This is a genomic window from Micromonospora sp. DT227, assembly GCF_049841835.1.
Lineage (GTDB): Bacteria > Actinomycetota > Actinomycetes > Mycobacteriales > Micromonosporaceae > Micromonospora.
This window is the reverse complement of record NZ_JBNCLA010000002.1, coordinates 124787-138851: the sequence shown is the minus strand read 5'-3', so window position 1 is coordinate 138851 and position 14065 is coordinate 124787. Positions and strand designations below refer to the sequence as shown.

The window sequence follows — 14065 nt, the reverse complement described above, 5'->3', positions numbered from 1 at the left end:
CCCCGTCCGGGCGGCCGACCGCCGGTGATCATGGAGTTGGCGGTCGGGGGAGCGCTTCCGTCTGCCGTCAACCTCATGATCGACGGGGGTGGGGTGGTGGGGGGTGGGGGTAGGGTCGGGGTGCGTATCGAGGCATTGCCATGGAAGCGCTCCCATGCAAGAATCGCTGCACGCGGTTCGGGGAGCCACACCGCGAGCGCAGACGTCGAGGGCAACCGGTCTCACCGGACGACGTCCGGCTCCTTCGACCGGTCCTGCGGACCGGTCGGCACCACCACCACCTCACGCCCGTCCGGGTCGGGCGTCCCCCGAAACAACCCGTGGCGCGCACGGTCGTTCCCGCAGGGCCGACCACCGCCGCCATTCCGCCGGGCCGTACGCGGATCCGGTCTCGCCCAAGGAGATCAGTGGTATGAATCTGTGGAGAAGGCTGTCCGGCCGGAGCCGGACGCTCGCGCTCACCGGCGCCGGCGTCCTCGTGGCCGGCGGGCTGGTGACCCTCCCGGTCACCGCGGCGCAGGCCGCGACGCAGTGCAGCGTGGACTACACCACCAACGACTGGGCCGGTGGCTTCACCGCGAACGTGGTCATCAAGAACCTCGGTGACCCGGTCAGCTCGTGGAACCTCGGCTTCACGTTCGGCAACAGCAGCCAGCGCGTACAGCAGGGCTGGTCGGCGAAGTGGACCCAGAGCGGCCAGAACGTCACCGCCCAGAACGAGTCCTACAACGGCTCGCTGGGCACCGGTGCCAGCACCAGCATCGGGTTCAACGGCGCCTGGAGCGGCAGCAACCCGAAGCCGACGCAGTTCACGCTCAACGGCACGGTCTGCAACGGCGGCACGCCGCCCACCAGCACGCCGCCGACGAGCACCCCGCCGACGAGCACGCCGCCCACCAGCACCCCGCCGACGACCCCGCCCCCCACCACCCCGCCGCCCACCACCCCGCCGCCGGGGCAGAAGGTGGACAACCCGTACGCCGGGGTCAAGGGGTACGTGAACCCGGAGTGGAAGGCCAAGGCCGAGTCGGTGGCCGGTGGCAACCGGGTGTCGAACAACCCGACCGCGGTCTGGCTGGACCGGATCGCCGCCATCAACGGCACCACGGGCAGCAGCTCCAACGGCTCGATGGGCGTTCGTGACCACCTGGACGCCGCGCTCGCCCAGGGCGCCGGCTACATCCAGTTCGTCATCTACAACCTGCCCGGCCGGGACTGTGCCGCGCTGGCCTCGAACGGCGAGCTGGGCCCGGACGAGTTGCCCCGCTACAAGACCGAGTACATCGACCCGATCGCCGCGATCCAGGCCGACGCGAAGTACAAGAACCTGCGCATCGTCAACATCATCGAGATCGACTCGCTGCCCAACCTGGTGACCAACACCTCGGGCCAGCCGGGCGGCACCGCGATGTGCGACACGGTCAAGGCCAACGGCGCCTACGTCAACGGCGTCGGCTACGCGCTGGCGAAGCTCGGTGCGATCGGCAACGTCTACAACTACATCGACGCCGCGCACCACGGCTGGATCGGCTGGGACAGCAACTTCGGCCCGACCGCCGACCAGCTCAAGGCCGCCGCTGTGGCGTCCGGCAGCACCGTGAAGAACGTGCAGGGGTTCATCGTCAACACGGCGAACTACTCCGCGCTCAAGGAGCCGTACGTCAAGATCACCGACTCGGTGAACGGCCAGACCGTGCGGCAGGCCAAGTGGATCGACTGGAACTTCTACGTCGACGAGCTCTCGTTCGCCCAGGCGTTCCGGCAGAAGCTGGTCTCGATCGGCTTCGACAGCAACATCGGCATGCTGATCGACACCTCCCGCAACGGTTGGGGCGGTTCGGCGCGGCCGACCGGTCCTGGCCCGCTGACCAGCGTTGACGCCTACGTCAACGGGGGTCGGGTCGACCGCCGCATCCACGCCGGCAACTGGTGCAACCAGGCCGGTGCCGGCCTCGGCGAGCGGCCGAAGGCCAACCCGGAGCCGGGCATCGACGCCTACGTCTGGGTGAAGCCCCCGGGTGAGTCGGACGGCTCCAGCAAGGCGATCCCGAACGACGAGGGCAAGGGCTTCGACCGGATGTGCGACCCGACGTACACCGGCAACGCCCGCAACGGGAACAGCCTGTCCGGCGCCCTGCCGGACGCGCCGATCTCCGGCGCCTGGTTCGCGGCCCAGTTCGCGCAGCTCATGCAGAACGCCTACCCGGCGCTGTAGAGCCCCGCGGCCGGACCACCCGCCGCGGCGGGAGTGAGGCACCGCCGCGCGGGTTTCCCCGGGCCCCTGGTCGACGCCCACGTCGACCAGGGGCCCCCGGCCGTTCCCGGTCAGGGCACCGTCTTCTCGATCGCCGCGCGGCCCAGCTCGGCCAGGTCACGACGGGCCCGTTCGACGTTCTCCGGGGTCACGTCCTGGCCACGGGCCCGCACCAGGTCCTCCGGCTCCCAGGGCTGCTCGGCGCCGGTACGGATGTTGTCCCCGCCCGCGCCGGTGCCGGTGCCGGTCGCCCCGGTGCCGGCCGCGTACGGGTCGCCGAGGATGTCCGGCGAGCCGGTGTCGGCCACCGCGCCGTCCGGCTCGGCGAACGCGGGATTGTCCGGATCGGTGCCGCCGCCGCGGAGCTGCGGCACCGTGCTGTCGTCGTCCACCGCGGCGGCCATCTCGGGGGTCTCCTCCAGCGGTCGCTCGCCACCGGGGTCACGATCGGTCATGCTGCTGCCTCCTGTCCCCATCCGCGCCTGGCGTACCCGGTGCGACGCCGGGCATGCCGGCGGGGCCGGGGCGGGGATCCGGTGCGGCTCAGGACCCGTCGGAGCGCGTCGACGGGGCCTCGGTCGGGCGCAGCCGCTGCCAGAGCAGCATGAGCAGCCCGAAGACCAGCATCACCGCGCCGGCCCACAGGTTGATCCGCAGGCCCTGCGCCTTGTCGATCTCGGCCGACGAGTCGAAGAGGCCCATCAGCCCGACGATCAGCCCGTACGCGACGAACAGCCCACCGATGACCCGGCGGATGTCGAACAGCCGGGCCGCGGCGGAGTGTTCCTCCCGGGCGTCCTCGGTCTCGTCGACAAGCGGGTCGTGGGCCTCGCCGTCCTGGTAGCGGTCCGCGTTGTCTGCCATGGCGTGGGTCCCTTCCTCAGAAGACCGGGATGTAGAAGAGGGCGGCGAGTACCACGGCGACGACGCCGAGCAGCACCGGGGAGCGGTACCAGGCCGCGTCGCCGGCCAGCGAGTCGTCGGCGAGAGTGGTGTCGCTGAGGCCGTACACCAGGCCGGTCAGCTCGTCGCTCGTCTTCGGCCGGGTCAGCGGCGTGATGATCGCGGCCACCACGGCGACGGTGACGAAGGCCAGGCCGGCGCCCCAGAAGCTCTCCTCCAGGTCCGAGTTGAAGCTGATCACGCCGGTCTTGTAGAGCACGTACGTCGCGACCGCCACCACGGTGCCGGACAGCAGCGACCAGAAGCCGGCCAGCGCGCTCATCCGCCGCCAGAACATGCCGATGATGAACGTGCCGAACAGCGGCGCGTTGAAGACCGAGAACAGCGCCTGGATGTAGTTCATGATGTTGCTGAAGCCGGCCGCGATGAACGCGGTGCCGATGCCCACCACCACCGCGATCACGGTGGCGATCCGGCCCACCTTCACGTAGTACTCGTCCGGGCGGTCCCGCCGGAAGTACGCCTGCCAGATGTCGTACGTGAAGACGGTGTTGAACCCGCTGACGTTGGCCGCCATGCCGGCCATGAACGACGCCACCAGGCCGGTGACTGCGATGCCGAGCACGCCGTTGGGGAGCAGGTCGCGCATGAGCAGCGGGATGGCGTTGTTGTAGACCAGGTCGCCCTGGTCGGCGCCCAGTCCCTTGACCGTGATCAGGGCGATCAGGCCGGGAATCACGGTGACCAGCGGGATGAGCAGCTTCGGGTACGCCCCGATGATCGGCGTACGCCGGGCGGCGCTCATGTTCCGCGCCGACAGGGCGCGCTGCACCTCGGCGAAGTTGGTGGTCCAGTAGCCGAAGGAGAGCACGAAGCCGAGGCCGAAGACGATGCCCAACCAGTGCGCGCCGAGCGGGTTGTCGGTGCTGCCGGTGCCCTGCCAGGCGTGCAGACCGGCCTCGCCGAGCTTGGACTCGCGTACCGCGCCCATCAGGCCGCTCACGCCGCCGACCTTGACCAGACCGATCACCGTGATCGGCACCAGACCGGCGATGATCACGAAGAACTGGAGCACCTCGTTGTAGATCGCGCCGGAGAGCCCGCCGACGGTGATGTACGCCAGCACGATCGCCGCGCCGACCACGATCGCGATCCAGAGCGGCCAGCCCAGCAGCGCCTGCATGATCAACGCCAGCGCGTAGAGGTTGACGCCGGCGATCAGCACCTGGGCGACCGCGAAGCTGATCGCGTTGAGCAGGTGGGTGGGGCGGTTGAAGCGCAGCCGCAGGTACTCCGGCACGCTGCGGACCTTCGAGCCGTAGTAGAACGGCATCATCACGATGCCGAGGAAGACCATCGCCGGCACCGCGCCGATCCAGTAGTAGTGCACCGTCATGATGCCGTACTGGGCGCCGTTGGCGGCCATGCCGATGATCTCCAGCGCGCCCAGGTTCGCCGAGACGAACGCCAGACCGGTGACCCAGGCGGGCAACGAGCGCCCGGACAGGAAGAAATCGACGCTGGTCTTGATGGCGCGACGGGCGGCGAAGCCGACCCCCAGCACCGTGACGAAGTAGAGCGCCAGGATCAGGTAGTCCAGGGCGTTCATGTTCAACCGTAGGCCGCTGCCCATGCCTGTTGCTCCCCTCGTGTGGGTGCGTGCTGCGGCGGCAGGTACCCCGATCGCGACGTTTCATGCCTACTGTTCGATCCGCCGTGCGCGACGGAGCCCCGACCGGGTGACCGGCCGGGGCTCCGTCGCGAGTGCGGGGCGTCAGCGGCCCAGGACGCGGTCCAGGAAGTCGCGGTAGCCGCGCACCGCCACCCGGAGCTGCTCGGTGTCCCCGGACTCCTGCCAGGTGCCGAGCCGGGTGCGCTGCTCCCGCAGCGCCGTGGACAGCGCCTCGATCGCCTCCTCGACGAGCGACTCCGCCTCGCCGACCGCGGCCTTCGGGTCGTCCACGAAACGCAGCTGGACGTCGCGCCAGCGGTCCCGGAAGCCCTGCGCCGCGTCCGGGTCGAACAGCGTGGCCGCGTCCGCCGGCACGGCGCCGGACGTGGCCCGGCCCGCCCCGGCCACCGCCGCGTCCGCCGCGTCGCCGGTCGGCGTCACGCCCGCCGCGTCGCTGGCTGCCACCGCGCCCACCTCGCCGCCGGTCACGGTCGCGCCCGCCGCGCCGCCGGCCGCCGTCGTGCCGCCGGTCGCCGTGCCCGCCGCGATGGCGGCGTCCCGGTCGACGGTGTCGTGGTGCCGGCCGGAACCGTGGGCGTCGGCGCCCGCCGCGACCGGCACGGCGTCCGGGTCGACCAGCCCCGGCTCGGGGCTGCCGTAGCCGACCGCACCGGCGGCCACCGCGTCGTCGGAGTCCCGGTCGGCGGCCACCCGGTCGTGGCGCCGGTCCGCGTCGGCGGTCACCGTGTCGTCGTCCCGGTCGGTGACGTCCGCGTCCCGGTCCGCGTCGGCGTGCCCGGCCGCCCAACGGTCCCGGTCGTGCAGCCGGTCCCCGGCGGTCGGGTCGGCCCGCTCGTCGTCCAGCGGGTCGGTGCGGCCCGGCGCGCCGTCGCCCGGCGCGGCGGTGTCCTCACCACGCGCGTCCCGCTCGTCCTGCGGACGACCGCCGGCCAGCGCCGAGGCGGCCACCGCGTCGCCCACCGTGGCCGCGCCGAACGCCGTCGGCAGCGGCGCCGGCTCGTGGAAGGCGGGCCGCTCGTCGTCCCGCGTCCCCTCGGCGTCGTCCGACCGGTCCGCCGCGTCGCGCAACTCGTCGGCGTCGTACGCCCGGGTCTCGTCGGGCCGGGCGTCCGGCCCGTCGGTCACGGCCGGGTCGTCGAACGTGCCCCGGTCGTCAAGCGCGTCCTCCGGAAGCTCGGCCCGGTCGGCGCGGTCGGTCCCCGACCGGTCGGCGTGGGCGCGGTCGTCCGGCGGCGGGACCGGCACCGGCGCGGATCGTACGGTCTCCGGGTGCTCCGGCGTGACCTGCTGCTCTTCGTGGCGCATGGCGGCGGCTCCTCAGCGGCTCGTGGCGTCGTGCTCGGGGTCGGGATCGGGATCGGGATGGCGCTGCTCCGGCGACCGCTGGCCGACCGGGTCCGCGCCGAGCAGGTCGGCGAAGAGGGCCCGGTAGTGCACCAGCGCCTGGCGGAGATCCTCGGTGCCGGCCTCGCCGCGTTCGTTGCGCTGCCGGATCTCGTGGGCGTCGCGGTAGTGGGTGAGCGTGCGGGCGTGCTCGACGGAGAGATGGGCGATCTGGTCGGAGAAGTCCCCGGTGGGGTATCCGCGCTCCGCGATCAGGTGACTGACCAGCTCGTCGGCGTCGCCGACGGTTTCGGCCGGCGAGTCCACGAAACGCACCTGGAGGTCCTCCCAGGCGGCGGCGTAACGGGCCCGGGACTCCGGGGTGAGCGGCGTCAGCTCCAGCTCGGCGTGCCGACGCTCGCGCTCCCGCAGCTCCCGCTCGGCGGCGCCGCGGCTGTCCTGCTCGGCGACGACCCGGTCGTACTCCGGGCCGAAGCGCTGCCGCAGCGCCCGTCGGCGGTTCGCGACCACGGCGAACGCGACCAACGCGGCGACCACGGCGACGACGATGACTATGACGACTACCTGCGTGGGCGACATGGCTCCTCCTTCGCCAGCTGGTATTCCCTCCTCCGGGTGATCGCCAATCCCGTTCCGGGGCACTTTCCCGGGTCGGGTGCCCGGCGCGGGGTCCGTGGCCGCCGGTCCGGCCATGCGACGGGGGTCCGACGGGGCCCGCCAAGACCATCTCGGACCGTAGTGAGCGGCGAGACGGCCGGTAGTGCATCCGTCGGGGATTACGTATCCTGCCCAAGGCGTCCGGGCCGGGGCCCGGCGTCGTGGCCGTCGACCCGACGGCCACTGCCGGCGCCACCCAGCGAACCTTCCCGGGCGAGGTCTGATTGAACACCCGCGACTGGCCGATCCGCGCCAAGCTGACCGCGCTGGTCATCGGCCCGGTGACCGGGCTGCTGGCACTGTGGATCTTCGCCACCACGCTCGCCTTCGGGCCCGCGCTCGACCTGCTCGCCACCCGCACCCTGCTGTACGACCTGGGCCGGCCGGGCGAGAACGTGGTGGCCGAGTTGCAGCGGGAACGGCGGCTCTCCGTGGTCCAGCTCGCCGGGGACGGCGTCCTGCCGGAGCTGGCCGCGCAACGCGACCGCACCGACCGGGCCGTCGCCGAGCTGCGCCGCCGGATCGACGGCGAGGCGTTGCGCGACGCGGCCGACGACCAGCTCGACGCGCGCCTCGACCAACTGGGCTCGGCGCTGGAGGCGCTCCCCGCGGGACGGGTCTTCATCGACGACCGGAAGGTCGACCGGGCCGGCGCGGTCGGGCTCTACAGCGGGATGATCGGGTCGGCGTTCCAGGCGTTCTCCGCCATGGCGATGCTGCCCGACGTGCGGCTCAACCGGGAGGCGTCGGCGCTCACCGCGCTGGGCCGCTCCCGTGAGCTGCTCGGTCAGGCCGACGCGCTGCTGGCCGGCGCCGTCACCGCCGGCCGGTACGCCGACGGTGAGCACGAGCAACTGGTGCGCACCGTGGAGAACCAGCGGTTCCTGGCCGAGAACGCGGTCGCCGACCTGCCGCCCGACGAGCGGGCCGGCTACCAACGACTCACCGAGGGCGTCGCGTTCCTCCGGCTGCGCGCGCTCCAGGACGCGCTGATCCGCGCCGACGACCTCCCCGCCGGCTTCGACGTCCGGGCCTGGGAGGCCGGCCACGCGGAGGTCTGGCAGGGCCTGCGGGACTTCGAGCTGCGCGGCGCGGACAGCCTCGCCGAACGGTCGGTGCCGATCGCGGTGCGCATCCTGGTCCAGCTCGCCGCCGCCGGCGTGCTCGGCCTGATCGCCATCGTGGTCTGCGTGCTGGTGGCGCTGCGGGTCGGCCGGTCGCTGGCGCGCCGGCTGACCGGCGTCCGCACCGCCGCGACCGAGGTGGCCGAGCAGCGGCTGCCCGACGTGGTCGCCCGGCTGCGCCGGGGCGAGGAGGTCGACGTCGACCGCGAGGCCCCGGAGCTGGACCACGGCGGGGACGAGATCGGCCAGGTGGCGCGCGCCTTCAACGAGGTACGCCGGACCGCCGTCCGGGCCGCGGCCGACGAGGTCACGCTGCGCCGCGGCTTCAACGAGGTCATCCTCAACCTCGCCCGGCGCAGCCAGGGCCTGGTGCACCGGCAGTTGGCGCTGCTGGACCGGCTGGAACGGCGCACCGAGGACCCGGACGAGCTGGCCGGGCTGTTCCAGGTCGACCACCTCGCCACCCGGCTCCGCCGGCACGCCGAGGACCTGGTCATCCTGGCCGGGGCCGCGCCCGGCCGGGGTTGGCGTCGGCCGGTCGCCGCGGTGGACGTGATGCGCGGGGCGATCTCCGAGGTCGAGGCGTACGACCGGGTCGACGTGGGCGAGGTGCAGCCGGCCGGGGTGCTCGGCCGGGCCGTCGGCGACGTGATCCACCTGCTCGCCGAGCTGATCGAGAACGCGACCGCGTTCTCCCCGCCGGGCACCCGGGTGGACGTCACCGGCCGGACCGTGCCGGGCGGCTACACCATCGAGATCACCGATCGAGGGCTCGGCATGTCACCGCCGGCCATGGCCACCGCCAACCGCAAGCTGGCCGCCCCGCCCGAGTTCGACCCGACCGACAGCGCCCGGCTGGGCCTGTTCGTGGTGGCCCGGTTGGCCGCGCGGCACGGCGTCCGGGTGGAGCTGCGGCGGGGCCGGCCGGCCGGGACGATCGCGGCGGTCCTCGTCCCGTCGGATCTGATCACCGACGAGCCACCGGTCGGCCCGGACGCCACCGCCGGCCCGGAGCGGCGCCGGATGGCGAAGGTGAGCCGGCTGACCACGGTGCCCCGCGGGCGGCCCACCCGACCGGGCCGGGAGCGTCCCGAGTCCACCGTCATCCCGTTGCCGGCCGCCCGGGCCTCGACCGTGGAACCGCCCGCCGACGGCGACGGCCTGCCCCGGCGGGTGCGCCGGCGCGGCCCGGCGCGACCCCGCGCGGTGGTCACCGACACCCCGGCGAGCCGCCCGCCGGAGGAGGCCCGCCGCACCATGTCCGCGTTGCAGGCCGGCACCGCGCGCGGACGCCGGGACGGCACGCGCGCCACCGGCAACCCGACGGTCGCGCGGATCCGGGGCGCCGTTCCCGACCCGCCCACCGACGTGCCGGCGGACCCCGGTACGCCGGCCACCGCGCCGGAGCCGGCCCCGGAGCCCTCCCCGCCGGCGTCGGACCAACGAACCGCGACTGAGAGGGACGCCTAGTGGTGCACACGACGCGGCAGAACGCCGATCTCGACTGGCTGCTCGACGACCTGGTGGAGCGGGTGCCGGCCGCCAGCCGGGCGGTGGTGCTCTCGGCGGACGGGCTGCTGCTCGGCGCCTCCACCGACCAGGACCGCACCGACGCGGAGCACCTCTGCGCGCTGGCCTCCGGCTTCTCCGGGCTGGCCAAGGGGGCCACCCGGCACCTGGGCGGCGGCGCGGTCCGGCAGACGGTGGTGGAGATGGAGTCGGCGTACCTGTTCGTCACGGCCGCCGGGCAGGGCGCCTGCCTGGCCGTGGCCAGCGACGCGGACGCCGACATCGGCCTGGTGGCGTACGAGATGGCGATGCTGGTGATCCGCGTCGGGGAGAACCTGGCCGCGCCGGCCCGGGTCCCGGGGGAGCCCTCCGATGCGAGCTGAGTGGCCCGGCCCGCAGCACGAGTGGCTCGACGCCGACGCCGGCCCGGTGGTCCGTCCGTACACGCTCACCGGCGGCCGGGTGCGCCCGCCGGTCGACGGGTTCGACCTGCTGGCGTTCGTGCTGACCACGTCCGCGGCCGAGCCGGCCGGGGTGCCCGGTCTCCAGCCGGAGCACCGCCGCCTGGTCGAGCTGGCCCGGCGGCCGAAGGCCGTGGCCGACCTCGCCGCCGACCTGGACCTCGCCGTGGGCGTGGTCCGGGTGCTGCTCGGCGACCTCCTCGCCCATGGGTTCGTCGCGGTGCACCGGCCACCGGCCACCGCGTACCTGCCCGACGACAACATCCTCAAGGCGGTGGTCAATGGACTCCGTGCGCTTTGACCCGGATTCGGCCGCGTCGCGGGTGCCGCTGGCCCTGAAGATCCTCATCGCGGGTGGCTTCGGCGCCGGCAAGACGACGCTGGTGAGCGCGTTGAGCGAGGTCCGCCCGTTGCAGACCGAGGAGGTGCTGACCGGGGCCGGTCTGGGCACCGACGACGTCTCCGGGGTGGAGCAGAAGTCGACCACCACGGTGGCGATGGACTTCGGCCGGATCACCATCAACGACGACCTCCAGGTCTACCTGTTCGGCACCCCGGGCCAGGACCGCTTCTGGTTCCTCTGGGACGAGTTGGCGTTCGGCGCGCTGGGCGCGGTGGTGCTGGCCGACACCCGCCGGCTGGCCGACTGCTTCCCCTCGATCGACTACTTCGAGCAGCGGGGCATCCCGTTCGTGGTGGGGGTCAACTGTTTCGACGGCTCCCGGCGGTTCGGCCTGGAGGCGGTCCGCGACGCGTTGGACCTCGACCCGGACGTTCCGCTGGTGCTCTGCGACGCCCGGGACCGGCAGTCCGGCAAGCTGGTGTTGATCACACTGGTCGAGCACGTGGCCCGGCAGCGCGGCGAGCCGGTCCCGGTGGGCTGAGCCCGCCCGCCGGTCGGGGCGGCGTTCGACGACTGACCGGGCGACCGCCCGGGAAGCCTGGTTGGATCGCAGCAGGACCGACGGAAGGTGGGAAGCGGTGGCGGGGCAGCACGAGGTCGTCCACATCGGGGGCTACACGGCGGAGTCGGACGGGCGGGCCGAGGGGATCGTCGCGGCCCGGCGTGACCCGACGACCGGGGCGCTGACCCCGCTCGGCACCGTGGCGGTCACCCCGTCGCCGTCGTTCCTGGCCCGGCACCCCGGGCAGCCGGTGCTGTACGCCGTCAACGAGCTTCCCGAGGGCGGGCTGAGCGCCTTCCGGGTGGCCCCGGACGGCGGGCTCACCGCGCTGGGCGTACGCCCGACCGGCGGGGCCGAGCCGTGCCACCTCGCGATCGCGCCGGACGGGCGGCACGTGTTCGTGGCGAACTACGGCGGCGGCAGCCTGGCGGTGTTCCCGCTGGACGCCGACGGCGTGCCGGGGGAGCGCACCGACCTGGTGCGGCACGAGGGGCACGGCGCCGATCCGGAGCGGCAGAAGGCGGCGCACTGCCACATGGTCTCGCCCGACCCGGCCGGCGGGCCGCTGCTCGCCGTCGACCTGGGCACCGACTCGGTCTACCGGTACGACCTCGACGCCGCCTCGGGGCGGCTGGTGCCCCGGGGCCCGCGGCTGCGGACGCCGGCCGGCACCGGGCCGCGGCATCTGGCCCGGCATCCGGACGGGCGGCGCTGCTGGCTGGTCGGTGAGCTGGACGCCACGGTCACCGGGTACGACCTGACGCCGGACGGGCTGCGCCAGCGGGTCCGGGTCGACGCCAGCGGCCGGACCGGGCACGTGCAGCCGGCCGGGGTGGCGGTCGGGCCGGACGGCAACTTCCTCTACGTCAGCAACCGCGGCGTCGGCACGGTGGCGGTCTTCGCGCTGGCGGGCGAGACGCCGGAGCTGGTGGCCGAGGTCGACGCCGGCGGTGGCTGGCCCCGGCACTTCGCGCTGGCCGGATCGCACCTGTACGTCGCCGACGAGCGGGCCGACCTGGTGCGGGTCTTCCGGGTGGACCCGGGCAGCGGGGTGCCGGAGCCGGTCGGGGAGCCGGTGCCGATGGCGAGTCCGACCTGCGTTCTGGTGTGACGGAGCAGTCACGCAGCGCGCGATCCGCAGTGGACGGTGGCTGCCTCGGTCACTGATTCCTAACTCAGTGTGCCGATTTAGTGATCAACTGTTTCTCCTGCGTAACTTTCGTCCGAACGGTTGTGGCAGTAACCCCACGAGATACGCAAGATGGTCACCGTGTCTGGCCGCCATCGCATGCGTCACAACCTCCGAGGAGCAGGCGCCGCCGCAGCGGCGACCGCGCTCGTCGCTGTCGTAGCCGGTTCCTGGTTCGGTTACCAGCAGCTGGCCGGCCCGAACTGCTCGGGCCGGATCGAGCTGTCGGTGTCGGCGGCCCCGGAGATCGCCCCGGCGGTGCAGGGGGCCGCCGACGAGTGGGTGGCCAACGGCGCGGCGGTCGGCGGCACCTGCATCGCGGTGACCGTCGCCTCGGCCGAGCCGGTCGACGTGGCCGCCGCCGTGGCGGGCAAGCACGGCGCCACGCTGGCCGGCGTCGGGCAGGCCAGCGGCACCGCGGTCACCCCCGACGTCTGGGTGCCCGACTCCTCGACCTGGCTGGTCCGGCTCAAGGCCGGCGGCGCGAGCGCCTTCGCCCCGGCCAACGGCGCCTCGATCGCGCGCAGCCCGGTGGTGGTCGCGCTGCCCGAGCCGGTGGCCACCCGGATCGGCTGGCCGGACAAGGAGTTCCGCTGGTCCGAGCTGCTCCAGCAGGTGACCGCCAGCAAGCCGCTACGGGCCGGGATCGTCGAGCCGACCCAGGACGCGGCCGGTCTGTCCGGCCTGCTCTCGCTGACCGCGGCGGCCAGCTCCACCGGTGAGGCCGGCTCTCCGAAGGCGCAGGAGGCGATGGTCGGGGCGCTGCGCGCGCTGGCCACCAACCGCTCCTCGCTGCGGCAGGACCTGCTCGCGCGGTTCCCGCGTTCGTCCGACCCGACGGCCATCGCCAACGGGCTGGGCGCGGCGGCGCTGTCCGAGGAGGACGTGATCGCCTACAACAACACGAAGCCGCCGATCAAGCTCGCCGCGCTCTACCTCGACCCGCCGCCGATCCCGCTGGACTTCCCGTTCGCGGTGCTGCCCGGCATCGAGCCGAGCAAGGCGTCGGCCGCCCGGGTGCTCTTCGAGGCGCTGCGCTCCGCCGACTTCAAGGACCGGCTCGCCGCGCAGGCGCTGCGCGCGCCGGACGGCAACTGGGGTCGGGGCTTCCAGGCCCCGACGGGCGCCCCGAGCCCGTCCAACGGTGGGGAGAAGCAGGTCCCGCCGTCCGGTCAGGGCGGCGCGGCCGACCTGGACCCGGTCGCCATCTCGACGGCCACCACCACCTGGTCGGTGGCCACCCAGTCCGGTCGGATGCTCTGTGTCGTCGACGTCTCCGGTTCGATGAAGAAGCCGGTGGCCACCGCCAACGGCGCCAGCCGGGAGCAGGTCACGGTGGCCGCCGCCGGTCAGGGGCTGGGGCTCTTCGACGACTCCTGGTCGATCGGCCTGTGGACCTTCTCCACCAACCTGAAGGGTTCGCAGGACTGGAACGAGCTGGTCGGCATCCGGCCGCTGTCCGGCAACCGGGGCGAGTTGCAGCGCGGGTTGGCCTCCATCCGGCCCTCCAGCGGCGACACCGGCCTGTACGACACCATGCTCGCGGCGTACAAGAAGGTCCAGCAGGACTGGGAGCCCGGCAAGGTCAACTCGATCGTGCTCTTCACCGACGGCAAGAACGAGGACGACAACGGCATCTCGCAGAAGGCGCTGCTGGATCAGCTCAAGAAGCTCCGGGACGACGAGCAGCCGGTCCAGGTGATCATCATCGGCATCGGCAACGAGGTGAACCGGGCCGAGCTGAAGTCCATCACGGACGTCACCGGCGGCGGCGCGTTCGTGACCACCGACCCGAGCAAGATCGGCGAAATCTTCCTCCAGGCGATCGCGTTGCGGCCACCCGCGCCGCGCTGATCCCGCACTCAGCGATAATCTTCCGCCGTGCCGGCGATCCGGTGCGGCGGAAGGCTTCCCGGGTCAAGACCTGGGAAGTGAACTGACGGTAATGTGTCCGAATCAATCGGTAACCATAATTGTCCTGGCATGATGTCCGGGTGCCTCGACCGCAGGCCCTCCAACCGGGGCC

General features: G+C 73.2%; 12 protein-coding genes. 7 read left to right on the top strand and 5 right to left on the bottom strand.

The window, feature by feature from the left end; translation table 11 throughout:
* The first annotated feature begins 412 nt into the window (after positions 1-412).
* Positions 413-2215: a glycoside hydrolase family 6 protein gene (locus tag ACLQ2W_RS09635; protein ID WP_425786131.1), complete on the top strand. Its 1803-nt coding sequence runs from the start codon at positions 413-415 to the stop codon at positions 2213-2215.
* A gap of 110 nt (positions 2216-2325) precedes the next feature.
* Here ACLQ2W_RS09635 and ACLQ2W_RS09630 read toward each other — a convergent pair whose 3' ends face one another.
* The 5 genes from ACLQ2W_RS09630 to ACLQ2W_RS09610 form a co-directional block, all read right to left on the bottom strand.
* Positions 2326-2709: a hypothetical protein gene (locus ACLQ2W_RS09630; RefSeq protein WP_425786130.1), complete on the bottom strand. Its 384-nt coding sequence runs from the start codon at positions 2707-2709 to the stop codon at positions 2326-2328.
* Positions 2710-2797: 88 nt separating this feature from the next.
* Positions 2798-3118 carry a hypothetical protein gene (locus ACLQ2W_RS09625; protein WP_425786129.1) on the bottom strand — a complete coding sequence of 107 codons (321 nt, stop codon included), beginning with the start codon at positions 3116-3118 and terminating at the stop codon, positions 2798-2800.
* Between the two features lie 16 nt (positions 3119-3134).
* Positions 3135-4790, bottom strand: coding sequence for a sodium:solute symporter family protein (locus ACLQ2W_RS09620; protein ID WP_425786128.1), 1656 nt, complete (start codon positions 4788-4790; stop codon positions 3135-3137).
* Between the two features lie 141 nt (positions 4791-4931).
* A complete protein-coding gene (locus tag ACLQ2W_RS09615; protein WP_425786127.1) occupies positions 4932-6155 on the bottom strand; it encodes a hypothetical protein in 1224 nt (407 codons plus the stop codon).
* A gap of 12 nt (positions 6156-6167) precedes the next feature.
* On the bottom strand, positions 6168-6773 hold the full coding sequence (locus tag ACLQ2W_RS09610; protein ID WP_425786126.1) for a hypothetical protein: 606 nt from the start codon (positions 6771-6773) through the stop codon (positions 6168-6170).
* A 302-nt stretch (positions 6774-7075) separates the two neighbouring features.
* On the opposite strand from ACLQ2W_RS09610, the gene ACLQ2W_RS09605 reads away from it, so the two are divergent.
* The 6 genes from ACLQ2W_RS09605 to ACLQ2W_RS09580 all read left to right on the top strand — a co-directional run bounded on the left by ACLQ2W_RS09605 (position 7076) and on the right by ACLQ2W_RS09580 (position 13893).
* On the top strand, positions 7076-9445 hold the full coding sequence (locus ACLQ2W_RS09605) for a nitrate- and nitrite sensing domain-containing protein (RefSeq protein WP_425786125.1): 2370 nt from the start codon (positions 7076-7078) through the stop codon (positions 9443-9445).
* Entirely contained in the window at positions 9445-9867 is a 423-nt protein-coding gene (locus ACLQ2W_RS09600; RefSeq protein WP_425786124.1) for a roadblock/LC7 domain-containing protein, read from the top strand. The genes ACLQ2W_RS09605 and ACLQ2W_RS09600 overlap by 1 nt, the downstream gene beginning before the upstream one ends.
* Positions 9857-10246 (top strand): DUF742 domain-containing protein, encoded by a 390-nt coding sequence (locus ACLQ2W_RS09595; RefSeq protein WP_281937511.1) that lies wholly within the window; start codon positions 9857-9859, stop codon positions 10244-10246. The genes ACLQ2W_RS09600 and ACLQ2W_RS09595 overlap by 11 nt, the downstream gene beginning before the upstream one ends.
* Positions 10227-10829: a GTP-binding protein gene (locus tag ACLQ2W_RS09590; protein ID WP_405090947.1), complete on the top strand. Its 603-nt coding sequence runs from the start codon at positions 10227-10229 to the stop codon at positions 10827-10829. The genes ACLQ2W_RS09595 and ACLQ2W_RS09590 overlap by 20 nt, the downstream gene beginning before the upstream one ends.
* Positions 10830-10926: 97 nt before the next feature.
* A complete protein-coding gene (locus ACLQ2W_RS09585) occupies positions 10927-11961 on the top strand; it encodes a lactonase family protein (protein ID WP_425786123.1) in 1035 nt (344 codons plus the stop codon).
* A 177-nt stretch (positions 11962-12138) separates the two neighbouring features.
* The gene (locus ACLQ2W_RS09580; protein ID WP_405090945.1) at positions 12139-13893 is read left to right on the top strand and encodes a VWA domain-containing protein; all 1755 of its coding nucleotides are present in this window, start codon (positions 12139-12141) and stop codon (positions 13891-13893) included.
* Positions 13894-14065 lie beyond the last annotated feature (172 nt).

Bases quoted from the DNA above. Each gene is read 5' to 3' on its own strand.
- ACLQ2W_RS09595 (WP_281937511.1), top strand. From the start codon at position 9,857: ATGCGAGCTGAGTGGCCCGGCCCGCAGCACGAGTGGCTCGACGCCGAC.
- ACLQ2W_RS09610 (WP_425786126.1), bottom strand. From the start codon at position 6,773: ATGTCGCCCACGCAGGTAGTCGTCATAGTCATCGTCGTCGCCGTGGTC.
- ACLQ2W_RS09625 (WP_425786129.1), bottom strand. From the start codon at position 3,118: ATGGCAGACAACGCGGACCGCTACCAGGACGGCGAGGCCCACGACCCG.
- ACLQ2W_RS09620 (WP_425786128.1), bottom strand. From the start codon at position 4,790: ATGGGCAGCGGCCTACGGTTGAACATGAACGCCCTGGACTACCTGATC.
- ACLQ2W_RS09590 (WP_405090947.1), top strand. From the start codon at position 10,227: ATGGACTCCGTGCGCTTTGACCCGGATTCGGCCGCGTCGCGGGTGCCG.
- ACLQ2W_RS09635 (WP_425786131.1), top strand. From the start codon at position 413: ATGAATCTGTGGAGAAGGCTGTCCGGCCGGAGCCGGACGCTCGCGCTC.
- ACLQ2W_RS09580 (WP_405090945.1), top strand. From the start codon at position 12,139: ATGCGTCACAACCTCCGAGGAGCAGGCGCCGCCGCAGCGGCGACCGCG.
- ACLQ2W_RS09630 (WP_425786130.1), bottom strand. From the start codon at position 2,709: ATGACCGATCGTGACCCCGGTGGCGAGCGACCGCTGGAGGAGACCCCC.
- ACLQ2W_RS09615 (WP_425786127.1), bottom strand. From the start codon at position 6,155: ATGCGCCACGAAGAGCAGCAGGTCACGCCGGAGCACCCGGAGACCGTA.